Source organism: Mesorhizobium sp. Mes31 (genome assembly GCF_024519675.1).
Lineage (GTDB): Bacteria > Pseudomonadota > Alphaproteobacteria > Rhizobiales > Rhizobiaceae > Mesorhizobium.
The window spans coordinates 75,743-97,797 of record NZ_JALJRL010000012.1; the positions used below are offsets into that span (position 1 = coordinate 75,743).

At 63.4% G+C, this 22,055-nt stretch carries 23 protein-coding genes; 13 read left to right on the forward strand and 10 right to left on the reverse strand.

The window, feature by feature from the left end; all coding sequences use genetic code 11:
- Window positions 1-27: 27 nt before the first annotated feature.
- From NR193_RS20750 to NR193_RS20765, 4 genes are all read right to left on the reverse strand, one after another.
- Complete coding sequence (locus NR193_RS20750; RefSeq protein WP_256752634.1) at window positions 28-900, reverse strand: MBL fold metallo-hydrolase; 873 nt, start codon at window positions 898-900, stop codon at window positions 28-30.
- Between the two features lie 272 nt (window positions 901-1,172).
- Window positions 1,173-1,832, reverse strand: a complete 660-nt coding sequence (locus tag NR193_RS20755) for a peroxiredoxin (RefSeq protein WP_256752635.1) — start codon at window positions 1,830-1,832, stop codon at window positions 1,173-1,175.
- Between the two features lie 162 nt (window positions 1,833-1,994).
- The gene (locus tag NR193_RS20760; RefSeq protein WP_256752636.1) at window positions 1,995-2,357 is read right to left on the reverse strand and encodes a cell division protein ZapA; all 363 of its coding nucleotides are present in this window, start codon (window positions 2,355-2,357) and stop codon (window positions 1,995-1,997) included.
- Between the two features lie 19 nt (window positions 2,358-2,376).
- Window positions 2,377-2,649, reverse strand: coding sequence for a DUF4164 domain-containing protein (locus NR193_RS20765; protein WP_006200774.1), 273 nt, complete (start codon window positions 2,647-2,649; stop codon window positions 2,377-2,379).
- A gap of 261 nt (window positions 2,650-2,910) precedes the next feature.
- On the opposite strand from NR193_RS20765, the gene tkt reads away from it, so the two are divergent.
- The 7 genes from tkt to NR193_RS20800 all read left to right on the forward strand — a co-directional run bounded on the left by tkt (window position 2,911) and on the right by NR193_RS20800 (window position 12,463).
- Window positions 2,911-4,902, forward strand: coding sequence for a transketolase (tkt, locus tag NR193_RS20770; protein WP_256752637.1), 1,992 nt, complete (start codon window positions 2,911-2,913; stop codon window positions 4,900-4,902).
- Between the two features lie 212 nt (window positions 4,903-5,114).
- On the forward strand, window positions 5,115-6,125 hold the full coding sequence (gap, locus tag NR193_RS20775; protein ID WP_256752638.1) for a type I glyceraldehyde-3-phosphate dehydrogenase: 1,011 nt from the start codon (window positions 5,115-5,117) through the stop codon (window positions 6,123-6,125).
- A gap of 218 nt (window positions 6,126-6,343) precedes the next feature.
- Window positions 6,344-8,233, forward strand: coding sequence for a potassium/proton antiporter (locus NR193_RS20780; RefSeq protein WP_256752639.1), 1,890 nt, complete (start codon window positions 6,344-6,346; stop codon window positions 8,231-8,233).
- Between the two features lie 112 nt (window positions 8,234-8,345).
- Complete coding sequence (locus tag NR193_RS20785) at window positions 8,346-9,542, forward strand: phosphoglycerate kinase (RefSeq protein ID WP_256752640.1); 1,197 nt, start codon at window positions 8,346-8,348, stop codon at window positions 9,540-9,542.
- A 112-nt stretch (window positions 9,543-9,654) separates the two neighbouring features.
- Window positions 9,655-10,680 carry a class I fructose-bisphosphate aldolase gene (locus NR193_RS20790; RefSeq protein WP_256752641.1) on the forward strand — a complete coding sequence of 342 codons (1,026 nt, stop codon included), beginning with the start codon at window positions 9,655-9,657 and terminating at the stop codon, window positions 10,678-10,680.
- A gap of 254 nt (window positions 10,681-10,934) precedes the next feature.
- A complete protein-coding gene (locus tag NR193_RS20795; RefSeq protein ID WP_256752642.1) occupies window positions 10,935-11,675 on the forward strand; it encodes a thioredoxin family protein in 741 nt (246 codons plus the stop codon).
- 62 nt (window positions 11,676-11,737) lie between these two features.
- Complete coding sequence (locus NR193_RS20800; protein WP_256752643.1) at window positions 11,738-12,463, forward strand: SGNH/GDSL hydrolase family protein; 726 nt, start codon at window positions 11,738-11,740, stop codon at window positions 12,461-12,463.
- 31 nt (window positions 12,464-12,494) lie between these two features.
- Here NR193_RS20800 and NR193_RS20805 read toward each other — a convergent pair whose 3' ends face one another.
- The 3 genes from NR193_RS20805 to NR193_RS20815 all read right to left on the reverse strand — a co-directional run bounded on the left by NR193_RS20805 (window position 12,495) and on the right by NR193_RS20815 (window position 15,299).
- A complete protein-coding gene (locus NR193_RS20805) occupies window positions 12,495-12,656 on the reverse strand; it encodes a hypothetical protein (RefSeq protein WP_023757423.1) in 162 nt (53 codons plus the stop codon).
- A 101-nt stretch (window positions 12,657-12,757) separates the two neighbouring features.
- On the reverse strand, window positions 12,758-14,248 hold the full coding sequence (locus NR193_RS20810) for a glycosyltransferase family 39 protein (RefSeq protein WP_256752644.1): 1,491 nt from the start codon (window positions 14,246-14,248) through the stop codon (window positions 12,758-12,760).
- 97 nt (window positions 14,249-14,345) lie between these two features.
- Window positions 14,346-15,299 carry a ring-cleaving dioxygenase gene (locus NR193_RS20815; protein WP_256752645.1) on the reverse strand — a complete coding sequence of 318 codons (954 nt, stop codon included), beginning with the start codon at window positions 15,297-15,299 and terminating at the stop codon, window positions 14,346-14,348.
- A gap of 311 nt (window positions 15,300-15,610) precedes the next feature.
- On the opposite strand from NR193_RS20815, the gene NR193_RS20820 reads away from it, so the two are divergent.
- The 4 genes from NR193_RS20820 to NR193_RS20835 all read left to right on the forward strand — a co-directional run bounded on the left by NR193_RS20820 (window position 15,611) and on the right by NR193_RS20835 (window position 17,740).
- Window positions 15,611-15,778, forward strand: coding sequence for a hypothetical protein (locus NR193_RS20820; RefSeq protein ID WP_256752646.1), 168 nt, complete (start codon window positions 15,611-15,613; stop codon window positions 15,776-15,778).
- 96 nt (window positions 15,779-15,874) lie between these two features.
- Window positions 15,875-16,465 carry a DJ-1/PfpI family protein gene (locus tag NR193_RS20825; protein ID WP_256752647.1) on the forward strand — a complete coding sequence of 197 codons (591 nt, stop codon included), beginning with the start codon at window positions 15,875-15,877 and terminating at the stop codon, window positions 16,463-16,465.
- Window positions 16,466-16,539: 74 nt separating this feature from the next.
- Complete coding sequence (locus NR193_RS20830) at window positions 16,540-16,947, forward strand: hypothetical protein (protein WP_256752648.1); 408 nt, start codon at window positions 16,540-16,542, stop codon at window positions 16,945-16,947.
- Window positions 16,948-17,020: 73 nt separating this feature from the next.
- Window positions 17,021-17,740, forward strand: coding sequence for a YafY family protein (locus tag NR193_RS20835; RefSeq protein ID WP_091578656.1), 720 nt, complete (start codon window positions 17,021-17,023; stop codon window positions 17,738-17,740).
- 63 nt (window positions 17,741-17,803) lie between these two features.
- Here NR193_RS20835 and NR193_RS20840 read toward each other — a convergent pair whose 3' ends face one another.
- The 3 genes from NR193_RS20840 to NR193_RS20850 all read right to left on the reverse strand — a co-directional run bounded on the left by NR193_RS20840 (window position 17,804) and on the right by NR193_RS20850 (window position 20,381).
- On the reverse strand, window positions 17,804-18,499 hold the full coding sequence (locus NR193_RS20840) for a DUF1013 domain-containing protein (protein WP_256752649.1): 696 nt from the start codon (window positions 18,497-18,499) through the stop codon (window positions 17,804-17,806).
- A gap of 439 nt (window positions 18,500-18,938) precedes the next feature.
- Window positions 18,939-19,079 (reverse strand): DUF1127 domain-containing protein, encoded by a 141-nt coding sequence (locus NR193_RS20845; protein ID WP_091578925.1) that lies wholly within the window; start codon window positions 19,077-19,079, stop codon window positions 18,939-18,941.
- Between the two features lie 291 nt (window positions 19,080-19,370).
- Window positions 19,371-20,381 carry an NAD(P)H-quinone oxidoreductase gene (locus tag NR193_RS20850; protein ID WP_256752650.1) on the reverse strand — a complete coding sequence of 337 codons (1,011 nt, stop codon included), beginning with the start codon at window positions 20,379-20,381 and terminating at the stop codon, window positions 19,371-19,373.
- Between the two features lie 123 nt (window positions 20,382-20,504).
- Between NR193_RS20850 and NR193_RS20855 the strand changes: the two genes are divergently transcribed.
- Window positions 20,505-20,699: a DUF1192 domain-containing protein gene (locus tag NR193_RS20855; RefSeq protein ID WP_256752651.1), complete on the forward strand. Its 195-nt coding sequence runs from the start codon at window positions 20,505-20,507 to the stop codon at window positions 20,697-20,699.
- An 89-nt stretch (window positions 20,700-20,788) separates the two neighbouring features.
- Complete coding sequence (locus NR193_RS20860; RefSeq protein ID WP_091578927.1) at window positions 20,789-22,036, forward strand: MFS transporter; 1,248 nt, start codon at window positions 20,789-20,791, stop codon at window positions 22,034-22,036.
- Window positions 22,037-22,055: the final 19 nt, after the last annotated feature.

A 22,055-nucleotide genomic window follows, 5' to 3' on the forward strand; every position in this document is an offset into this window, starting at 1 on the left:
ATTGGCTGTTTCAGCAACGGCGTACCCTCAAAGCGAATCCAGCGGGAACTTCAGGTATCGCCTTCCATTGGCTTCCGGCTCCGGCAGCCGTCCGCCATTCATGTTGACCTGCAGCGCATGCAGGATCAGCCTCGGCATGGGTAGCGTCCTGTCGCGGGCTTCTCGCAGGGCGACGAAATCGGCCTCGGCACGCGCGGCAACGAGGTGGATGTTGGTGGCCTTTTGCATCGCGATCGTGCTTTCCCACAAGGGTTCGCGCCCACCGGCCTGATAGTCGTGGCCGACGAAGACGCGCGTCTCGCCCGGCAGCGCCAGGATGCCCTGGATCGAGTGCCAGAGCCGCGCGGCGCTTCCGCCGGGAAAATCCGCTCTTGCCGTGCCGCTGTCGGGCATGAACAGCGTATCGTGGACGAAGGCGGCATCACCGATCACATAGGTGATCGAGGCCAGCGTGTGCCCGGGTGAGAAAAGCACCTTGACTGGAATGGTTCCGATCCGGAACGTCTCGCCCTCCCCGAACAGCCTGTCCCATTGCGAGCCGTCGGCGGGAAAATCCGGCCAGTTGTAGATCGCCTTCCACAGTTTCTGGACTTCGACGACCCTGTCGCCGATGGCGGTGGGTGCCCCGGTCTTCTGCTTCAGGTAATGCGCCGCCGAGAAATGATCGGCATGCGGATGGGTGTCGAGGATCCACTCGAGCTCGAGCCCGTTGTGCCCGATGAAATCGAGCAGGGCGTCTGCATTCTTCGTACCGGTCGCGCCAGACTTCTCGTCGAAGTCGAGGATCGGGTCGATGATGGCGCATCGCTTCGTCGCCTGGTCGGCGACGACATACTGGATGGCCCCGGTCGGCTTGTCATAGAAGCCGCTGACCTGCGGCCTGGCCAAAGCTACGTCCAATTTCGGCTTCCCCAAACCCCTGAAGCAATTCCAGGAAAAGCGTGACACGGCTTTCCCGGGAAAAGCGCACAGCACTTTCCCTTCGGAATTGCGTCGAAACAACGGGTTAGAGTGGTTCCACAGTTCCGCGAAACGATGGACCGCTCCAGCCGACAGGAATGATTTTCTCTGGCGGCACCCGAGAGGAGCATGGTTGTCCACTCGGGTGGCTCAGTCAAGCATCCCTTGGCTCACAAGGGCAAGAAAGCCAAAAACCGTTCCGAAGCGCTGGGTCAGGCGGACGGCTGCTTGGTCTTCCTGAGATAGGGCAGGATGGTCTCGAAGGCGCCGAAACGCTTGATGGCGTCCTCGTTGGAAACGGCGGCGGTGATGATGACGTCCTCGCCCTGCTTCCAGTTTGCCGGCGTCGCCACCTGGTGCTTGGCGGTCAGCTGCATGGAATCGACCGCGCGCAGGATCTCGTCGAAGTTGCGGCCCGTGGTCATCGGGTAGGTCAGCACCAGCTTGACCTTCTTGTCCGGCCCGATGACGTAGACCGAGCGCACGGTGGCGTTGTCGGCGGGCGTGCGGCCTTCCGAAGTCTCGCCGGCACCGGCGGGCAGCATGTCATAGAGCTTGGCGACCTTGAGGTCCTTGTCGCCGATCAGCGGATAGTGCACCGAATGGCCGGTCGCCGTCTTGATGTCGGCCTGCCACTTGTCGTGGCTCGCAACCGGATCGACGGAGATGCCGATGATCTTGACATTGCGCTTCTTGAACTCGCCTTCCAGCCCGGCCATCGTGCCAAGCTCGGTGGTGCAGACCGGCGTGAAGTTCTTCGGGTGGCTGAACAGGATCGCCCAGCCGTCGCCGATCCAATCGTGGAACTTGATCGTCCCTTGCGTGGTCTCGGCGGTGAAATCCGGTGCGATGTCGTTGATACGAAGGCTCATGTCCCTACCCCTATGAAATGCCGCCGGCTGGCGGGTTCGGACCCTTTTACCACTCCGGCGGCGACCTTCAAACGCCGCGGCCACTGGCAGCGACCCAGGCCGCGAAAAATTTTCGCCTTTTGCGGGAGAATGCGGAAATTTACCTGCCGACGGCGGTGAAGCCTAGGACTTCACGGCCAATGTCGACGTCAGGTCTTCCATCCGCTGCGCCAGCGCACCGAGCGCATTGGTCAGCACGCTGTCGTTCTTGTCGGCCTTGGTGAGCGCGTCGTCGCGCGTCTTGCGCAGTGTCAGCACTTCGCTTTCCATGCCCTTGACGCGCTTCTGGAGCTCGGAGAGTTCGTCCATCACCATGATGCCGGCCATCACGGTCAGCCGCTGGTCGCCGATCTCGCCAAATGAGTCCTTCAGATGCGAGACGTAGCGGTCGAAGCGTTCGGCCAAGTCGATCAGGTGCTCTTCCTGGCCTTCGTCGCAGGCCATCCGATACTGCTTGCCGTCGATTGAAACCGTGACCTGTGCCATTGGCCTACCTGTCCAGCCCCTACCTGTCCAACACGGCGCGGATGGTTTCCATGGCGGTCACCAGCCGTCGCGACACTTCCTTGTTGGCGTCCTCCAGCCGTTCGGCGCGCGCTTCGGAATTGTCGAGTTCCTGTGCCAGCCGGGAGCGGTCGGCATTCATCCGCTGCACCTCGGCCTCGGCTTCCGAGTAGTCGCGTTCGTGCTCTAGCTTGGCCGCGACGGCATTTTCCAGCCCCTCGATGGCTTTACCCAGCCTGGCGATCACTTCCTTGAGCGTGGTTTCCCCGGTCATGGCCTTCGTCCTGTGCCCTGCCCATCACCGAATCGTTCGCGTTCAGAACGCGTTATGTCAGAAACATTAGGCACCGGGTGAAGGCAACGTCAACAAAGCTCTCGCGACTGTCCCCCGCTAACGCTAATGTAGATCCGTCAGCGGCATCGCAGGGCCGGCAAATGCGCACCGGTTTGTTGACTAAAAGCCCGCGCCTGCTATGTGTCGCGCACCCCTTTCAAGGCCTCTCCCAAGGCCCCAAACCCCCACCCCGGAGGTACCATGACGTCGCGTGAACAACATGACCGGATGGCCAATACGATCCGTTTTCTCTCCATGGACGCCGTCGAGAAGGCTCAGTCCGGCCATCCCGGCCTGCCCATGGGCTGCGCCGACATCGCCACCGTGCTGTTCACGCGCTTCCTGAAATATGACCCCAAGGCTCCGCACTGGGCCGACCGCGACCGCTTCATCCTGTCGGCCGGCCACGGTTCGATGCTGCTCTATTCGCTGCTGCATCTGACCGGCTACGAGGACATGACCCTCGACCAGATCAAGCATTTCCGCCAGTTGGGCTCGAAGACCGCCGGCCACCCCGAATACGGCCATGCCACCGGCATCGAGACGACGACCGGCCCGCTCGGCCAGGGTCTCGCCAATTCGGTCGGCTTCGCGCTCGGCGAGCGCATAATGAACGCCGCCTTCGGCAACGACCTCGTCGATCACTACACCTATGTGCTGGCCGGCGACGGCTGCCTGATGGAAGGCGTCTCCCAGGAAGCCATCGCGCTTGCCGGTCACCTCAAGCTCAACAAGCTGATCGTCTTCTGGGACAACAACAACATCTCGATCGACGGCCCGGTCTCGCTTGCCGACAATACCGACCAGGTTGCCCGCTTCCAGGCCTCCGGCTGGAACGCCAGCCATATCGACGGTACGGATCCGGAAGCGATCGCCTATGCCATCGAGGCCGCCCGCCATTCCGACAAGCCGACGATGATCGCCTGCAAGACCACCATCGGCTTCGGGGCGCCGACCAAGGCCGGCACCAACAAGGCGCACGGTTCGCCGCTCGGCGCCGACGAGATCGCCGGTGCGCGCAAGTTCTTCAACTGGGATTCGCCGCCTTTCGAGATTCCGGCCGACATCCTCGACGCCTGGCGCACCGCCGGCAAGGCCGGCGTCAAGGCGCGCACCGACTGGGAAGGCCGCCTCGCCAAGGCCGACGCGAAGCTGAAGGCCGAGTTCGAGCGTCGCCTCGCCGGCAAGCTGCCGTCCAATTTCGACGCCGTCATCGCCGACTACAAGAAGAAGCTCTCGGCCGACAAACCGAAGGTCGCCACCCGCAAATCGTCCGAGATGGCGCTGGAAGTCATCAACGGCGCCGTGCCCGAGACCATTGGTGGCTCCGCCGACCTGACCGGCTCCAACAACACCAAGACCAGCCAGACCAAGAACATCACATCAGACGACTATGGCCAGCGCTATGTCCACTACGGCATCCGCGAGCATGGCATGGCCGCCGCGCTCAACGGCCTGACACTGCATGGCGGCCTCATCGCCTATGGAGGCACCTTCATGTGCTTCTCCGACTATGCCCGTCCGTCGATGCGGTTGGCCTCGCTGATGGGCATCCGCTCGATCTTCGTCATGACCCATGATTCCATTGGTCTGGGCGAAGACGGCCCGACCCACCAGCCGGTCGAGCACCTGGCGGCACTGCGCGCCATTCCCAACCACAATGTCTTCCGTCCGGCCGACGCGGTCGAGACCGCCGAATGCTGGCAGATCGCGCTCGAGTCGGAAAAGACCCCGTCGACGCTGGCGCTGACCCGCCAGAACCTGCCGACCGTACGCACCGAGTTCGTTGCCAAGAACCTGAGCAGCCAGGGCGCCTATGAACTGGCCGCCGCCAGCGGCGAGGCGGCGGTGACGATCTTCGCCACCGGCTCCGAGGTCGAGATCGCGCTTGCGGCCCGCGAGCTGCTGGAAAAGCACGGCCACCCGACCCGCGTCGTGTCGGTGCCCTGCTTCGAACTGTTCGACAAGCAGAGCGACGACTACCGCAGGAAGACGATCGGCAACGCGCCGGTGAAGATGGCGATCGAAGCCGGCATTCGCCAGGGCTGGGATCATCTCATCGGCTCCGACGGCATCTTCGTCGGCATGACCGGCTTCGGCGCCTCGGGCACGATCGAACAGCTCTATCCGCATTTCGGCATCACCGCCGAAGCGGCGGCGAAGGCGGCGGAAGCCCGCCTGCACGGCAAGTAAGGCCCACGCGTGTCGCCCAAAAGTGCGTCGCGGTTTTGGGACAACGACATGCACGAACAAAAATGCTCCCGCTAAACCGCGCACAGCGGTTTCGCGGGACTGGCCCAACCTAATCGATTTAAATCCAGGTGGAGGCGGCTGGATTCTTTGCCCGTCCGCCGCTATGAAGCTGCGGACCAATCATCTGCCTTCCAGCTCCCAGGGAGAGAAAAATGACCGTCAGAGTTGCCATCAACGGATTCGGCCGCATCGGCCGCAACATCCTGCGCGCCATCCATGAATCCGGCCGCAAGGACATCGACGTCGTCGCCGTCAACGATCTCGGCCCGGTCGAAACCAACGCCCACCTGTTGCGCTTCGACAGCGTGCACGGCCGCTTCCCGCATGAGGTTTCGGTTTCCGGCGACCAGATCACCGTCGGCAAGGAGAAGTTCAAGGTCACCGCCATCAAGGATCCGACGCAGCTGCCGTGGAAGGAACTGGGCGTCGACATCGCGCTTGAATGCACCGGCATCTTCACCGCCCGCGACAAGGCCGCCGCGCACCTGACCGCCGGCGCCAAGCGCGTGCTTGTCTCGGCTCCGTCGGACGGTGCCGACCTCACCGTCGTCTACGGCATCAACCACGACAAGCTGACCAAGGACCACATCGTCATCTCGAATGCCTCCTGCACCACCAACTGCCTGGCGCCCCTGGCCGCCGTGCTGCACGAGACGGTCGGCATCGAAAAGGGCATGATGACGACGATCCATTCCTACACAGGCGACCAGCCGACGCTGGACACCATGCACAAGGATCTCTACCGCGCCCGCGCCGCCGCCCTGTCGCAAATCCCGACCTCGACCGGTGCGGCCAAGGCGATCGGCCTGGTCCTGCCCGATCTCAAGGGCAAGCTCGACGGCATCTCGATCCGCGTGCCGACCCCCAATGTCTCGGTCGTCGACTTCAAGTTCATCGCCAAGCGGTCGACCACCGTCCAGGAGATCAATGAGGCCGTGATCGCCGCTTCCAACGGCAAGCTTAAGGGCATTCTCGGCGTCACCCATCACCCGAACGTGTCGATCGACTTCAACCATGATCCGCGTTCGTCGATCATGGCGCTCGACCAGACCAAGGTGATGGACGGCAACTTCGTATCGGTGCTGTCCTGGTACGACAATGAGTGGGGTTTTTCCAACCGCATGTCCGACACGTCGGTCGCCTTCGGCAAGACCATCGCCTGATCGCGGACCTTTCCTTTCGAGACTTCGAACGCCCGGCTTCGTCCGGGCGTTTTTCATGGGAATGAGGGATACTTTCCCGATCTGTGTCCCGAGCGCCAAAACACCCGAAAATCAGCGGCATAGGTCAAAAAGCCACCCCACCGCCTTGCACTGGTCACGTCTTCGCCCCACTCTCCCTTAAACCAGGAGAGAGACGAATTTGAGGGGCTGATTTTCGGATGGAGCATGCGATCTATGTCGTGACGCTGGTCGGCACCGCGCTTGTTGTGGCCGCCGCGTTTTCGAGCCTGATCGCCTTCCGCTTCGGCGCCCCTCTTCTGCTCCTGTTTCTCTGCATAGGGCTCGCCACCGGGACGGACGGCCTCGGCATCCAGTTCGACAATGCCCGCATCGCCTATTTTGCCGGCTCACTGGCACTGGCTGTCATCCTGTTCGATTCCGGTTTCGGCACGCCGCTCAACGCCTTGCGGCAGGCGGCGGGCCCGGCGCTGTCGCTGGCGACCTTCGGCGTGCTGCTGACCACCGGCCTGTTCGGCGCCGCTGCCTATTACCTGCTCGACCTCACCTGGCTCGAATCCTTCCTGCTCGGCGCCGCGGTGGCCTCCACCGATGCCGCGGCGGTGTTTTTCCTGCTGCGCGCCGGCGAGATCAATCTGCGCGAACGCGTGCGCGCGACGCTCGAGGTCGAATCCGGCACCAACGATCCGATCGCCATTTTCCTGACCATCACGCTGGTCGAGATCATCGCCGCTCACGCCAATCCCGAGACCAATGTCCTGGTCACCAGCCTGATCCTCGGCTTCCTCCTCAACATGGGCCTCGGCGCCGTCGTCGGCGTGCTCGGCGGCCTCGCCATCGTGCGCCTCGTCGACCGGCTCAATCTCGACCACGGCCTGCTGCCGATTTTCGTGCTCACTTTGTCGCTGATGGTCTTTGCCGCCGCCGGCGCCATCGGTGGCTCGGGTTTCCTGGCGGTCTATCTTGCCGGCCTGGTCGCCGGCAATTCCGACATCCGCGCCGTCACCATCCTCAAGCGCTTCCAGGACGGCATGTCGTGGCTGGCGCAGATCATCATGTTCCTGATCCTGGGCCTGTTCGCGACGCCTTCGCAATTTCCGGCGATCCTGGTGCCGGCGGTTCTGCTCGGCCTGTTCCTGATGTTCGTCGCCAGGCCGATCGCGGTCTGGGTCTGCCTGATCCCGTTCCGCTTGCCACGCCCCGAGGTCGCCTTCGTCTCCTGGGTCGGCCTGCGCGGCGCGGTCTCGATCCTGCTCGCCATCACCCCGCTGCTCGGCGGACTGGAAAACGGCCGCCTCATCTTCAACACCGCCTTCATCATCGTTCTGGTGTCGCTGGTCATCCAGGGCTGGACGGTCGGGCCGCTGGCGCGCCGCCTCGGCCTCATCGTACCGGCGCGGCTCGGACCGCTGGACAAGGTCGAGCTCGAACTGCCGGGCTCCGCCCATCACGAGCTCCTTGCCTACCGTGTGGCGCCCGGCAGCCCGGTGGCGCGCGGCGAGCGCATCCCGCGCTGGGCGCGACCCTCGCTGGTGCTGCGCGACGGCCGCTCGATGCGCTTCCAGGACATGGGCCGGCTCGCCGCCGGCGATCAGGTCTACATCTTCGTGCCGGACCGCTATCCGCGCCTGCTCGACAAGCTGTTCGCCAGTCGCGCCGTGGTCGATCCCGAGGATGCCGATTTCTTCGGCGCCTTCGCGGTGGACCCTGCCCGCTCCGCCGCTGAACTGGAAGCGGCTTACGCGCCGGGGCTGACCGAAGCGGAGCAAAAACTCACCGTCGGCGCCCTGGTCACGGCACGGCTCGGCGGCCATGCCGAATATGCCGACCGCGTGCTGCTTGGTCCGATCGAGCTGATCGTCCGCGACGTCGACGACAAGGGCAGGATCACCGGCCTCGGCCTTTCCTTCGAGCCGACCGCACCGGTGGCACGGGTGCCGGTTTTCCTGAGCGCCGGCGAAATCGGCGACCGTGTCTCCGCCTTTGTCCGCAACTGGCGCAAGCCGACTGAAACGCAGATGGCGGAGGCGAAGGCCGAGGCGCCTCCGCCCCCGGAGCCTGAGACACAAAAGGCGACAACCGAAGGCTGACCGCGCAGACATAACGGGCTGGATCATTTTTCCGCGCGGCTCGCGTCTGGAGGCTTGCATCATCGTTGGCGCGGGGTATGGTCCCGGCGATTTTTGCGCGAAAGGAACCAGCATGGCCGCCTTCAAGACCCTGGACGATATCGGCAACATCAGCGGCAAGCGTGTTCTGGTGCGTGTCGACCTCAATGTTCCCGTCGCCGGCGGCAAGGTCACCGACGCCACCCGCATCGAACGCATCGCCCCGACCATCGCGGAACTGTCCGGCAAGGGCGCCAAGGTCATCCTGCTCGCCCATTTCGGCCGGCCCAAGGATGGCCCCTCGCCTGAATTCTCGCTGGAGCCGATCGCCAGGGCCACGGCTGACGTGCTCGGCCGTCCCGTTGGCTTTGCCAGCGATTGCGTCGGCGACACGGCGGCGAGCGCCGTCGCCGCCATGAACAAGGGCGACGTGCTGCTGCTCGAAAACACCCGCTTCTACAAGGCCGAGGAGAAGAATGATCCGGCCTTCACCGAAAAGCTCGCCGCCAATGGCGACATCTTCGTCAACGACGCCTTCTCCGCCGCGCATCGCGCCCACTCCTCGACCGAGGGGCTGGCGCATCTCTTGCCGGCCTTCGCCGGCCGCACCATGCAGGCCGAACTCGAAGCGCTGGAGAAGGGGTTGGGAAATCCGGTCCGTCCGGTCGTCGCCATCGTCGGTGGCGCCAAGGTCTCGACCAAGATCGACCTGCTGATGAACCTGGTCAAGAAGGTCGACGCCCTGGTCATCGGTGGCGGCATGGCCAACACCTTCCTCGCCGCGCGCGGCACCGATGTCGGCAAGTCGCTGTGCGAGCATGACTTGGCCTCGACCGCCAAGCAGATCATGATCGAGGCGGCCGAGTCCGGCTGTGCCATCATCCTGCCGGTCGACGGCGTCGTCGCCAAGGAATTCAAGGCAGGCGCGGCCTGCGAGACCGTCGCCATTTCGGACGTGCCAGCCGATGGCATGATCCTCGATGTCGGCGCCAAGACGGTCAAAGCCGTCGGCGAATGGATCGACCGCGCCGCGACGCTGGTCTGGAACGGCCCGCTCGGCGCCTTCGAGATCGAGCCCTTCGACCACGCGACCGTGGCGGCCGCCAAGCACGCTGCGGCGCGCACCAAGGCAGGCAAGCTGGTCTCGGTCGCCGGTGGCGGCGATACGGTGGCGGCGCTCAACCATGCCGGCGTCGCCGACGACTTCACCTATGTCTCGACCGCCGGCGGCGCTTTCCTGGAGTGGATGGAAGGCAAGCCGCTGCCCGGCGTCGACGTGCTGAAGCGCTAAAGGAAAGCGCGCAGGGGCGCCGGAGACTTTCAATCGATTCGAGCTTTCCGATGCCATTCCTTTGGCGGTAGACTTCCGTTAAGCGCGGAACAAACCCTTCAGGAGAAGCACAATGAGCGAACGTCTCGAAGACATTGCCGCCGCGATCGTGGCCGGTGGCAAGGGCCTGCTGGCTGCCGACGAAAGCTCCGGCACCATCAAGAAGCGCTTCGATGTCATCGGCGTCGAATCGACCGCGGACAGCCGCCGCGACTACCGTGAGATGATGTTCCGCGCCTCCGACGCGATGACGAAATACATCTCCGGCGTCATTCTCTATGACGAGACCATCCGCCAGAAAGCCGCCGACGGCACGCCGCTGGTCGACATCATCAAGGCAGCCGGCGCCATTCCCGGCATCAAGGTCGACGCCGGCGCCAAGCCTCTGGCCGGTTTTCCCGGCGACACCATCACCGAGGGTCTGGACGGCCTGCGCGAGCGCCTTGCCGACTACTACAAGCTCGGCGCCCGCTTCGCCAAATGGCGCGCGGTGATCGACATCGACACAACCAGGGGCGTGCCCTCGGCCACCTCGATCGCCTCCAACGCCCATGCACTCGCCCGCTATGCCGCACTTTGCCAGGAAGCCGGCATCGTGCCGATCGTCGAGCCGGAAGTGCTGATGGATGGCGCGCACGACATCGACACTTGTTATGAGATCTCGAAGGCGACGCTGACGAAACTCTATGACGAGCTTTACGCGGCGCGCGTCGTCCTCGAAGGCACGATCCTGAAGCCCAACATGGTGTTGGCCGGCAGGAAATCGGGCAAGGTGAGCAGCCCGCGAGAAGTCGCGGAGAAGACCATAAAACTGTTCCGCGAGACCGTGCCGGCGGCGGTGCCGGGCATCGCCTTCCTCTCCGGCGGCCAGGAGGACGAGGAAGCGACCGCCAATCTAAACGCCATCAATGCCATCGGGCCGCATCCCTGGAAGCTGACCTTTTCCTATGGCCGCGCACTGCAGGCCGCCCCGCAGAAAGCATGGAGCGGCAAGGCCTCGAACGTCGCAGCAGGCCAGGCCGCTTTTACCCACCGCGCCCACATGAATTACCTTGCCGCGCTCGGAAAATGGAAGGCGAGCCTGGAGCAGGCCGCCTGATCGCAGGTCTTCTGTCTCCCCTCGAACCCGGGCCGATGCGCCCGGGTTTTTGTTTGTGGCTTGTCCGGGCTTGGGATGCGGCGTCTGCATCCTTGTTTCCCATTCGGCACTGAGCATGATCCCGAAAAATGGAATCCGGTTTTCTCGGACAAACGGGAGCCCGTTTGTCCAGAGATCATGCTCAAACAAACAGTCGGCGATGTCGGTTTGTGCCCACCCCGAACGTCCTTGGGATGACAGACAGGGAGAGGCTCATGCATCGCAACAAAGTGGTTTCGCGCGAAGACTGGTACCAGGCGCACAAGGCGCATCTGGCGCGTGAGAAGGAACTGACGCGACTTCGCGAACGCATCGCGGCTGAACGGCGTGAACTGCCTTGGCTGAAGATCAGGAAGGACTATGTTTTCGAGACCGAGCAAGGGCCAAGGAAGCTGGCCGACCTGTTTGGCGCCAACAGCCAGCTGATCGTCTATCACTTCATGTTCGGACCGGGGTGCACGCATCATTGCGAAGGTTGCTCTTTCCTTGCCGACCATATCGACGGCGCCAACCAGCATCTGAGGCACCACGACGTGTCGCTGATCGTGGTCTCGCGCGCGCCGCTGGCCGAGCTTTTGCCCTACAAACAGCGCATGGGCTGGAAGTTCGACTGGGTGTCGTCCTACGCCTCGGATTTCAACTTCGATCTGCAGGTCTCCTTCACCGACAAGCAGATCGCCGCCGGTGACACCACCTACAATTTCGAGACCCGTCCCCGGACGTCAAAGGAACTTCCCGGCACCAGTGTTTTCTACCGAGATGAAAATGGCGACATCTTCCTCACCTTCATCTCGCGCGCCCGCGGCGGCGAGGCGTTGATCGGCACCTATGATTACCTCGACATGACGCCGAAGGGCCGCAACGAAACTGGCCCCTATAACGGCCTGATGGACTGGGTGCGGCTGCATGACGAATATCAGGACAGGCTGGTAGCGCCGCCATGTTGCTGCGATTGAAGAGCGTTCATCTTCGGCAAAACATGCGCTAAAGGTGCCGCAGATCATTCCACGGTATTGCCATGCGCTTCCCGGCCCTTCTCACCTGGCTCGCCTTCCCGGTCTACGTCTGGCAAGGCCTCGGCGTGCGCCGTCGCACGACGCGCATGCTGCCTGCGCAGGGGCCGGTCATGCACGATCTCGCGGGCAAGGCGCCGGCGATCTCGCTTCTGGTGCTTGGCGATTCCTCGGCCGCCTCGGTCGGCATCGGCAATTCCGAGGACGGACTTGCCGCGCAACTCGCCGTCCTGATTGCGCAGGGCACCGGCCGCGCCGTGCGCTGGCGGGCAGCCGGCTTCAATTCGGCGACATCAGGCCAGATCCGCGACCATGTCCTGCCCAATCTGTCGGCGGATCAGTGGACGCATATCGTGCTGGCCATCGGCACCAACGACACCAAGAATTTTCATTCGGTGCCGCGCTTCAAGAAGGAGTTCGGCGGCCTGCTCTACGCGCTGCGTGCCAAATGGCCGGAAGCGCGCGTGGTCTGGTCGCCGGTGCTGGAATTCACCCGCGCACCGGCCATGCCCTCGCTGCTCGGCAAGATCCTCGAGATCCGCGCGACCGAGATGAACCGCATGGGCGAACGCCTTTGCCTCGAACGCGGCGCGGTGCCGGCGCCGCGCCTCCCGATCACCAACCCTGAAGCCGGTTTTGCTTCCGACGGTTTTCATGCCTCGGAGGCCGGCTACCGGGCCTGGGCGGAACATCTGGTCGGCCTGGTGCTGGGCGAGCAACGCCCGGTGTAGCGGCGACCGGCAAACACCCGTCGCCACCCCGCTATGCCCAATGCCCCAGCACCGCCGTGATCGAAATCGCCGCCATCGCCAGCAGCGCGAGCTTCCAGAAGTCACTGCGCCGTTTCAGCCCCGGCCAGCCGAGCGGCTTGATCAGCTGGATGACCATGATGCCAACAATGACGAGCGCGAGGAGTTTCGACATGCCGCCTTTGACCAGCAACGCGGCCGGCTGTCAAAACCTGCTTCCAAAACACAGGTCGCAGCCACAAGCTCAATGTCTCCGCATGGACTGGTCCCGGGCGTCTACTGTCCGTTCTCGGGGACGCAGGCTCGCGCATCGCGCAGGTCATAGATCCTGACTGTCGGCGCGACGTAGCCATAGTCGCCATATGGTTTCGAAAATTGCGCTGCCATATGACCATCGAGGCAGCGGAACATGCCGGCAAGCTCATATATTCTCGGGTCTTGCTCGCTCAGCCCCCCGCCACGCAGGTATCGCTGAAATTTCAGCGACACGAGGTAATCGACTGACGAAAGATTGCGGTAGTCCCTGGTTTCTGGGGCCGGTTCTCCCACTGGAAAATCCACCACAAAATGCGTGATGCCTTGCCTCTCAAGGAAGCGCATCGCCGCAAAGCGGGTATCGGTTTCCCGGTCCAGGTTCGCGACATAGGCCATGCCGGCATGCGCACTCGCAACCATGGCGACGAGCCCAAGTGCGGTGGCGACCAGCCGGTTTCGGGGTGCAATCGACCTGGAGCAGGCGATACCGGCCGCCAGCAGCAGATAGATGACCACCGGCAAGATGTAACGCATCAAACCGACCAGCTTGAGCGGCGAGAGCTCGAGCAGGAAGAGCCAATGCAAAGCCGCACCCGCGTAGGTGACGACATATCTGTTGCGGTCGGCGATGATGGCGACGGCGATTGCCCCAAGGGCGATAGCCACGGTCGGGCCGGTCAGGCTGGGAATCAGGTGGTAGCGGAAATGCGTGAGCCCGTAGCCATCCCAGAACCATTCCTTGAGATCGTGGGCCGTTTCAGCGTGCTTCAGTTCCGAGCCAAGGCCTTTGATGACAGTTGAAAGTCCGCTTCCGGTCTCGGTCAACAGCGACACGCCGAGTATCGCGACCACCGTAAGCGCGTCCGTAGCGGCAACGATGATGCCTTGTCTGATACTGAGCCTGCAGCAGACGATCGCCACGATGAAAAGAACGAGGCTGTTGCCGGCGCCCACATATTTCGCCGTAACGGCAAGACCGAGCGCAAACCCGAAATAGACGAGGTTTACCGTGGTGACCTGCTCTTTCAACCGCACCAGTGCATGCAGCCCGACACAGATGGAAAAGATCAGGACAGCGTCTTCCTTGAAATAATGCGCATGAACCGCGATGGCTGGCGACGCCGCGAAAACACAGGCCCACAGGAAGGCATTGATGCCGTCTGCATAGCGTCGCAAGATGACATAGAAGAGGGCGCTTGCCGCGACGCAGGCCAAGGCACTGACGCTCCGGCCGGCCAGCAGGTAGTCGTGTTCATTCGACGCCCTGGAAAGCCACCCGGCAAAGCGGGCCAATACGATCATCAACGGCGGATGCGCGTAATTGTGGTGCTGTCCCGCGGCAAACGCCACTTTGAGTGGCTCGTCCGGCTGGATCCCGAACGGGAAGTCGATGTTGTAGAAGGCGAGCGATGCCGAGATCGTTACCAGCACCAGGATAGCCGGCACCTGGGAATCGGCCCGCTTCGCCAGACCGACCCAGCCAGCCGGCTTGATCGGCTGACCGACGATCATGGGCTGACAGCAGGCGCAAGGAGTTTCGACATGCCGTCTTTTGACCAGCATCACGGCCGGCTGTCAAAGCGCTCCCCGCGCTCGTCCCCGAGAGACGTTATCTCAGCGGCTTCAGCCCTGCCTCGATCGAGGCGCGTTTCGGTTCGAGGAACGGCGGCAGGGCAAGGCTTTCGCCCAATGTTTCAAGCGGCTCGTCGGCGGTGAACCCCGGCCCGTCGGTGGCGATCTCGAACAGGATGCCGTTCGGCTCGCGGAAATAGAGTGAGCGGAAGTAGTAGCGCTCGACCTCGCCGCTCGACGGCAGCCGGAACTCGGCCAGGCGGGCGGTCCATTGATGCAGCGTCTCCTGGTCTGGCGCCCTGAAGGCAACGTGATGAACCGCGCCGGCGCCTTGTCTTGCGGGCGCCAGCCCAGGCTGCACGGCGACATGAAGCTCCGCCGCAGGCCCGCCCTCGCCCATTTCGAAGACGTGGACGTGGCCCTCGCCGTCCGGCGAGGCATAGCCGCGGGCCTTGCGCATGTTCATCACCTTGGTCAGCACCGCCTCGGTGTTGGTGATGTCGGGGACACTGATGACGATCGGCCCGAGCCCGCGGATCTGGTGCTCGACCGGCACCGGGCTTTGCGCCCAGGCATGGCTGTCGCCCTTGCCGCCATCGCTGACCAACCGCAGGAGCTGGCCTTCGGGGTCCTCGAAATCCAGCGACGGATAGCCGCCGATATCGGCAATCTCTCCTGTCACGATGTTTTCGCCAGTCAGGTGCTGCTTCCACCAGGCAAGGCTCTCCCGGCTGCCGACCCTCAGGCTGGTCCGCGCGATGCTGTGCGTCCCGCGCCGCTCGCGGCCAACCGGCCAGTCGAAGAAGGTGAGGTCGGTGCCCGGCGTAGCTTCGCCGTCGGCATAGAAGAGATGGTAGGCCGAGGTATCGTCCTGGTTCACCGTCTTCTTGACCAGCCGCAGGCCCAGCACCTTCGTGTAGAAATGAAGATTGCCCGGCGCATTGGCGGTGATGGCGGTCAGATGGTGGATTCCTGTCAGTTGCAGGCTCATGGTCGTCTCCCTGTTTTTGGGAAAGAATTTTCTCCTTCCATATCAGAACTGCGGTCGTCTCGCTGAAGGTCGCGTATCCCGACAGACCGTCGCCACCAGATGAACAATGGCGGCCCCAGCTGTATTGAAGCGGTGAACAATCGGTACCCTGCATGCACGGCTGCGAGCACGATGCAAAACAGCGGAAACGATGCTTTCGTCGGGCAAACCAGCCGGTCGCAACTATCGTCGCGCGCCCTGCCATCCTCCTGACAGACTGCTGTCAGGAGAGGTATGCGATAGTGTCTCCATTCAAAGAGAGGAGACTAGCCATGAACGGTTTCACCATTCTGCGCGGCATGCAGCACTATGTCGGCAAGATACGCACGATGCGCAACGAGATCCGGACCCAGCGGTTCATGAACTCCCTGCCGGCGGACATCCGCAAGGATATCGGCTGGCCCGACATGTACGCCGACCGTCGCCCTCGCGGCAATTGAGACGAATTTTTCGACACGGCGGTTGGATGTGGGCGCGTCAACGCCCAGATGATAGGCCAGATGGTAGGTTTGGCGCGCGTGGGATGGAGCGAGCTTATGCCTGAACAGAAGACAATCGGCTTTCTTTTCATCGAAGGCTTTGCCGACTGGGAATATGGACTGCTTGCGGCCTCGGCGGTCGAATGGTTCGGCGCCCGCGCCGTGTCGCTGACGCCGGACGGCAAGCCGGTGAAAGGGATCAGCGGTTTCAGGCTGGTGCCCGACCGCTCGGCGGGCGCCGATGAGAATGCCGATCTCGACGCCGTCGCCGTCATTGGCTCCGACCAGTGGTTTGGCAAGGCGCCGCCGGATGTCGCCGAACTGCTCAAATCCGTTGCGTCGCGCGGCGGCGTCGTTGGCGGCATTTGCGCCGGGACGCTGGCGCTGGCCCGGGCTGGCGTGTTCGAAAAGGTCAGGCACACCAGCAATGGCCGTGACTGGATCAACCGTCAAGAAGCCGGCTATGCCGGCGACCTCAACTATCAGGACGTGCCGCATGCGGTGGCCGACGGCACGGTCGTTTCCGCGCCGGGTTCGGCGCCCGGCACCTTCGCTCTTGCCTTTCTGAAGACACTCTATCCCGAAAGAGCCAGCGATCTTGCTCAGATGCGGACGCTGTTCTCCAAGGAGTATGCTGAAGCCTCCTGACAGTATGCTGTCAGGAGCGGCGTGCAATGGTGCAAGCTTCAGACACTGCGCATCGGCGGTCGAAAGGACGATCGATGAAAAGCTGGAATGACAGGCTGAACACGCCTGGTATCAATGGCGTCAAGCCGACACCACGTACGATGGGAGACGTCATCGAGGGGCAGCCGATGTTGGTGCCGACGCCGCGACAGGTCGACGATTTCATCCGCTCGATTCCCGAAGGCGTCGAGATGGATGTGCGCGCGCTGCGCACGGCGCTTGCCGTCGAGCACGGCGCTGAAGTGACATGCCCGGTCACAACAGGCTATCATTTGCGCACCGTTGCTGAAGCGGCCATTGAGGATCTCGAGCGCGGCATGGCGTTGAGCGACATAGCACCCTTCTGGCGCGTGCTCGATGCGAAGACGCCGACAACGAGGAAATTGTCCTTCGGCGCGGAATTCATCGCCGCGCAGCGCAAGCGCGAAGGGCTGAAACCATAGTGCATGCCGCCCAAGAACGGGCACCGGTTTTGGGGCCACGACATGCATGGAAACAACACTGAGGAACCATACGATGCGCCGCGCCGACAGGCTCTTTCAGATCGTGCAGCATCTGCGTGGTGGCCGTCTGGTCACCGCCCAGAAGCTCGGCACGTGGCTCGAGGTTTCCGAGCGAACCATCTACCGCGACATCGCCGACCTGCAGTCGACCGGGGTGCCGATCGACGGCGAGGCCGGCGTTGGCTACATGATGAGGGAGGGTTTCGACCTTCCGCCGCTGATGTTCACGCGTGATGAGATCGTGGCGCTGGTTGCCGGCGCCCGCATGGTGCGCGCCTTTGGCGGCGCTGCCATGGCGCGTGCCGCCGACGAGGCGCTGGTCAAGATCGGCGCCGTGCTGCCCGACGCCGAAAAGGACCGCATCGCCCGCACCGAGATCCACACGCCGATGTGGGTGGTCAGCGATGCCGCACGCGAGGCGATCGACCTGATCGAGCGCGCGGTCGAAAAGCGCCAGGTGCTGACCATCGACTACTCGGACGAGGCCGGACGCGGCACCGCGCGTGATATCCGCCCGCTCGGCCTGTGGTTCTGGGGCAAGGTGTGGACGCTGGTCGCCTGGTGCGAGATGCGCGACGACTTTCGCGCCTTCCGCATCGATCGCATCGCCTCGGTGGTCATCGCCGGCCGCATCTTCAAGCCGGAGCGCGGCAAGCAGCTCGCCGACTTCTACCGTGCCGTTGAGCGCAGCGAGGACTACGGCATGGCGCCGGATCGCGCGGCGCGAACCTGAGACCGCCGGACCGCACAAAAAAGCCCGCTCGAAGCGGGCTTTTTTCTTGCGTGGTCAGAGACCTCACTGGTCGTCGCCGTTGTCCGTATTCTTCGACTTCAATGCCGAGAGCTTGGCGAAGACGGCGTTGGCATCGAGTTCGGCATCCTCGTCCTTCGGCTTCTCGGGAGCCGGCACCAGCCGCTCCGTCAGGGCCGCCGGCAGCAGCGTGTCGCCGACCGGTTGTGCCTGCTCACGGCCGCGCGAAGCGCGGTTGACTTCCATGTCGAGATCGATCTGCGAGGAAAGGCCCAACGTCACCGGGTCCATCGGCTGCAGATTGGCCGAGTTCCAGTGCTTGCGCTCGCGGATCTGCTCGATCGTCGACTTGGTGGTGCCGACCAGACGCGAGATCTGCGCGTCCTTGAGCTCGGGATGGTTGCGCACCAGCCACAGGATTGCGTTCGGCCGGTCCTGGCGCTTCGACAGCGGCGTGTAGCGCGGCCCCTTGCGCTTGGATTCCGGCACCCGCACCTTGGGATCCGAAAGCTTCAGGCGCTGGCTCGGGTCCTTTTCGGCACGCGCGATTTCGTCGCGGGTCAACTGGCCGGTCATGATCGGATCCATGCCCTTGATGCCTTGCGCCGATTCGCCGTCGGCGATCGCCTTGACCTCGAGCGGATGCAGTCCGCAGAACTGCGCGATCTGCTCGAAGGAGAGCGCGGTGTTGTCGACCAGCCAGACAGCGGTCGCCTTGGGCATCAGCAGCGTATTGGCCATTCAAAAATCCTTCTCGTTCGCCCGCGTTCCCGCGCGGGCGGTGGTTTAGAGCCACCAAAATGGGAAATTCGCGGCCTGTATAACCGCTCTCGGGCGGTTTCGCAATGTTTTTGGAAGCAATCGGCCAGAAGCCGGGGACCCTGCGGCAGTCGAAACGGCTCCGCGCTCCTTGGCGGTGCGGCAAGCTGGCTTTGCTGGCGGGTGTCGGTCTGGCGAAAATCCGGCGAGATAGGCACGCCCGGTCTTGATAGTGACGTCGGTGGCAACCGATCCCTCGCCTGCCGAGATTTCCTGCTGGAAACTGAGGCCAACCGGCCCCAAAAAGACAAAACCCGCCGGACAGGGTCCAGCGGGCTCGGAACCGGCGACGGCAAAACCGCCTGCTTCGGCTCTTGCTTCTACAGCTTGGTCCGGTTCTTGGAACGGACCATGCTCGACATCAGATGGCCTTGCGAGCGATTTTTTCGATGTCGGCGCGGTTGATGCCGAGATCGCTGAGCTGACGTGCATTGAGGCGGTTCAGTTCGCGCACGGTCTCGGTGTACATGCGCCAGTTACGGAAAGCGCGGATCGGGTTCATGATAGTCCTCCAAGGATTGTTCGTTTCGATGATGCACAAATAGTGATCATCGATCGGGACTTGAATGACCGATTTTGCATAGCAATGATGCAAATGCTGCATTGCACCATTAAGCTTTTGTTCAGCTTGTAGGCAGGGACCGCTCGGCCAGGACGTCTCGAAATTCAGGTCAGGCCGACTCGAAAATGGTGGCTTCCGAGAACCGGAGCGGAGCGTACTTAAAGTACGTGAGCACCGGAAGCGCAGGAAGCCGTCATTTGCAGGCCGGCATCACCTGAATATCGATACGGCCTAGCCCACGTCGAGCACGATCTTGCCGATATGCTCGCCTTCCTCCATCCGCTCATGCGCCCGCCAGGCCTCGCTGAGCGGGAGGATCATATCCATGACGGGAGCGACCTTGCGCATGCCGAGCAACGGCCAGACTTGCGCTTCCAGCGCGGCCGCGATCGCCGCCTTGAACTCGACCGTGCGCGGTCTCAGCGTCGACCCGGTGTGGGTAAGCCGCTTGACCATGATCTTCGAAAAGTCGGCGCTGGCTACCGCGCCGCCTTGCACGGCGATCTGGACGATGCGGCCTTCTATCGCCGCGGCCTCGTAGTTTCGCGCGACATAGTCGCCGCCGACCATATCGAGGATGACATTGGCGCCCTTGCCGCCCGATGCCTCCTTCACCGCGGCAACGAAATCCTCTTCGCGATAATTGATCGCCCGGTCGGCGCCGAGCTTCAGGCAGGCGTCGCACTTTTCCTTGCTGCCGGCAGTGGTGACGACATAGGCGCCGAAGGCCGAGGCAAGCTGGATCGCCGTGGTGCCGATGCCGGACGAGCCGCCATGGACGAGCAGTGTCTCGCCGCTCTTCAGGCCGCCCCGCTCGAACACATTGTGCCAGACCGTGAAGTAGTTTTCCGGCACCGCCGCCGCTTCGGTGTGGGTAAAGCCGGCTGGCAACGGCAGCACGCTGCCGGCATGAACCTTGACATATTCGGCATAGCCGCCGCCCGGCGTCAGCGCGCAGACGCGGTCGCCGATGCGCCAGCGTGATATGTCGTCGCCAAGGGCAGCCACTTCGCCCGACACCTCGAGGCCCGGCAGGTCCGACGCACCGGGCGGCGGCGGATAGGCGCCCTTGCGCTGCTGCACGTCGGGCCGGTTGACGCCGGCCGCATGCACCTTGATCAGGATCTCGCCGGGTCCCGGCTGCGGCACGTCACGCGTTTCCGGTTTCAGCACCCGGGGACCACCGGGTTCCGAGATCGCAATGGCCGTCATCCTTGCCGGAATTCTCTGTCCGCTCGCCATGAAGTTTCCCGTCTTTCCTCGCCGTTATCCGATCGGCTGTTTGCATCGACGCCCCTGCCCTATGTATGCTCATTGGCAAATCAGGCAAATGGCCAATCTGGTTTGGCGGAGGGAGGAGCGACGATGGCGATCTTCGACGACGAACCCAAGAAGAAGGCGCGCCCGCACGAGATCGGGCAGGACCTGTCGCTGCTTTCGGTCGGTGAATTGACCGAGCGGATCGGCATCCTGCGCGACGAGATCGCCCGGCTGGAAAACGAACTCAAGGCCAAGGACAACACCAAATCGGCCGCCGAGGCACTGTTCCGCCGCGGATAGACGCGTGGGCCTAAGGGTCCGCCGCCGAAAAGCCCGAATGCGACTGTCTTCAGACCCAGCGCCCCGCCAGACTCGAGCCGGATCAAAAAATGTTCGCAACCTACAGACCGATCCTCTCGCTGCTTCGCGGCACCGCCTTCCTGCTCGCGGCGTCTGGATTGCACGGGCTGCTGTTGCCGCTACGCGGCCAGTTGGAAGGCTTCTCGACCGCATCGCTCGGCCTGATGGGCACGGCCTGGGCCGGCGGCTTCGTCACCGGCTGCTTCTTCGCCCCGCGTATCGTGCGCCGCGCCGGCCATGTGCGGGCCTTCGGCGCCTTTGCCGCGTCGGGCGCCATCGTGGCGCTGCTCACCGGGCTGATCATCGATGAATATGTCTGGATCCTGCTGCGCGCTTTTACCGGCTTCACCATGGCCGGCGCCTTCATGGTCATCGAAAGCTGGCTGAACGAGAAGGCAACCAACGAGAACCGCGGCACCGTCTTCGGCCTCTACATGATGGTCACCTACGCTTCGATCATGGGCGGGCAGATGATCGTCGCTGGCGGCGACGTGAAATCGGCGTCACTGTTCATGATCACCGGCATCCTGTTTTGCCTGTCGCTCATTCCGACCGCGGTCTCGACCGCCTCGCATCCCAAGCCGCTGCAGGATGTCTCGCTCGACGTCAGGGGGCTTTATGCGAACTCGCCGGTCTCGGCGGTCGCTTGCGTGTTGATCGGCATTGCCAACGGTGCCTGGGGCACGCTGGGAGCCGTCTACGGCGCCCGCATCGGCATCTCCACGGCCGAGATCGCCTTGATGATGAGCCTGGTGGTCGTTGCCGGTGCGGCCATGCAGCTTCCGGCCGGGCGTCTCTCCGACAAGACCGATCGGCGTTTCGTGCTGGCCGGCGCGGCCTTCGGCGCCGCCTTTTTCGCGCTGGCGATCTTCCTCTTCGAGCCACGCTCCGGCGTCTTTGTCATCGTCTTCACCGCCGCCTACGGCGCGTTCGCATACACGCTCTATTCGATCGCGGTGGCGCATGCCAACGACCACGCCCGATCAGAGGATTTCGTCAAGGTATCGGGCGGCCTGCTTCTGCTCTACGGCTTCGGCACGATGATCGGCCCCTTGCTGGCCGCGGCCCTGATGGGCTGGATGCGCCCGGAAGGCTTGTTCCTGGCGACCGCCTTCGCGCATCTGTGCCTGGCGGGTTATACGCTGCTGCGCATCAGCCGCCGTGCCCCGGTGCCGGTCGGAGATCGCGACGCGTTCACGACGCAACCGGCCGATCGCTCGGTAACACCGGAAGCATTGCGACTTGACCCGCGAAGAAAAGCAGAAGCAGACGGTTGAGATTCGAAAAGCTTTGCCT

Excerpts from the sequence above, each read along its gene's own strand:
- NR193_RS20755 (WP_256752635.1), bottom strand. The coding sequence starts at position 1,832 with ATGAGCCTTCGTATCAACGACATCGCACCGGATTTCACCGCCGAGACC.
- NR193_RS20760 (WP_256752636.1), bottom strand. The coding sequence starts at position 2,357 with ATGGCACAGGTCACGGTTTCAATCGACGGCAAGCAGTATCGGATGGCC.
- NR193_RS20765 (WP_006200774.1), bottom strand. The coding sequence starts at position 2,649 with ATGACCGGGGAAACCACGCTCAAGGAAGTGATCGCCAGGCTGGGTAAA.
- tkt (WP_256752637.1), top strand. The coding sequence starts at position 2,911 with ATGACGTCGCGTGAACAACATGACCGGATGGCCAATACGATCCGTTTT.
- gap (WP_256752638.1), top strand. The coding sequence starts at position 5,115 with ATGACCGTCAGAGTTGCCATCAACGGATTCGGCCGCATCGGCCGCAAC.
- NR193_RS20780 (WP_256752639.1), top strand. The coding sequence starts at position 6,344 with ATGGAGCATGCGATCTATGTCGTGACGCTGGTCGGCACCGCGCTTGTT.
- NR193_RS20785 (WP_256752640.1), top strand. The coding sequence starts at position 8,346 with ATGGCCGCCTTCAAGACCCTGGACGATATCGGCAACATCAGCGGCAAG.
- NR193_RS20790 (WP_256752641.1), top strand. The coding sequence starts at position 9,655 with ATGAGCGAACGTCTCGAAGACATTGCCGCCGCGATCGTGGCCGGTGGC.
- NR193_RS20795 (WP_256752642.1), top strand. The coding sequence starts at position 10,935 with ATGCATCGCAACAAAGTGGTTTCGCGCGAAGACTGGTACCAGGCGCAC.
- NR193_RS20800 (WP_256752643.1), top strand. The coding sequence starts at position 11,738 with ATGCGCTTCCCGGCCCTTCTCACCTGGCTCGCCTTCCCGGTCTACGTC.
- NR193_RS20805 (WP_023757423.1), bottom strand. The coding sequence starts at position 12,656 with ATGTCGAAACTCCTCGCGCTCGTCATTGTTGGCATCATGGTCATCCAG.
- NR193_RS20810 (WP_256752644.1), bottom strand. The coding sequence starts at position 14,248 with ATGATCGTCGGTCAGCCGATCAAGCCGGCTGGCTGGGTCGGTCTGGCG.
- NR193_RS20815 (WP_256752645.1), bottom strand. The coding sequence starts at position 15,299 with ATGAGCCTGCAACTGACAGGAATCCACCATCTGACCGCCATCACCGCC.
- NR193_RS20820 (WP_256752646.1), top strand. The coding sequence starts at position 15,611 with ATGAACGGTTTCACCATTCTGCGCGGCATGCAGCACTATGTCGGCAAG.
- NR193_RS20825 (WP_256752647.1), top strand. The coding sequence starts at position 15,875 with ATGCCTGAACAGAAGACAATCGGCTTTCTTTTCATCGAAGGCTTTGCC.
- NR193_RS20830 (WP_256752648.1), top strand. The coding sequence starts at position 16,540 with ATGAAAAGCTGGAATGACAGGCTGAACACGCCTGGTATCAATGGCGTC.
- NR193_RS20835 (WP_091578656.1), top strand. The coding sequence starts at position 17,021 with ATGCGCCGCGCCGACAGGCTCTTTCAGATCGTGCAGCATCTGCGTGGT.
- NR193_RS20840 (WP_256752649.1), bottom strand. The coding sequence starts at position 18,499 with ATGGCCAATACGCTGCTGATGCCCAAGGCGACCGCTGTCTGGCTGGTC.
- NR193_RS20845 (WP_091578925.1), bottom strand. The coding sequence starts at position 19,079 with ATGAACCCGATCCGCGCTTTCCGTAACTGGCGCATGTACACCGAGACC.
- NR193_RS20850 (WP_256752650.1), bottom strand. The coding sequence starts at position 20,381 with ATGGCGAGCGGACAGAGAATTCCGGCAAGGATGACGGCCATTGCGATC.
- NR193_RS20855 (WP_256752651.1), top strand. The coding sequence starts at position 20,505 with ATGGCGATCTTCGACGACGAACCCAAGAAGAAGGCGCGCCCGCACGAG.
- NR193_RS20860 (WP_091578927.1), top strand. The coding sequence starts at position 20,789 with ATGTTCGCAACCTACAGACCGATCCTCTCGCTGCTTCGCGGCACCGCC.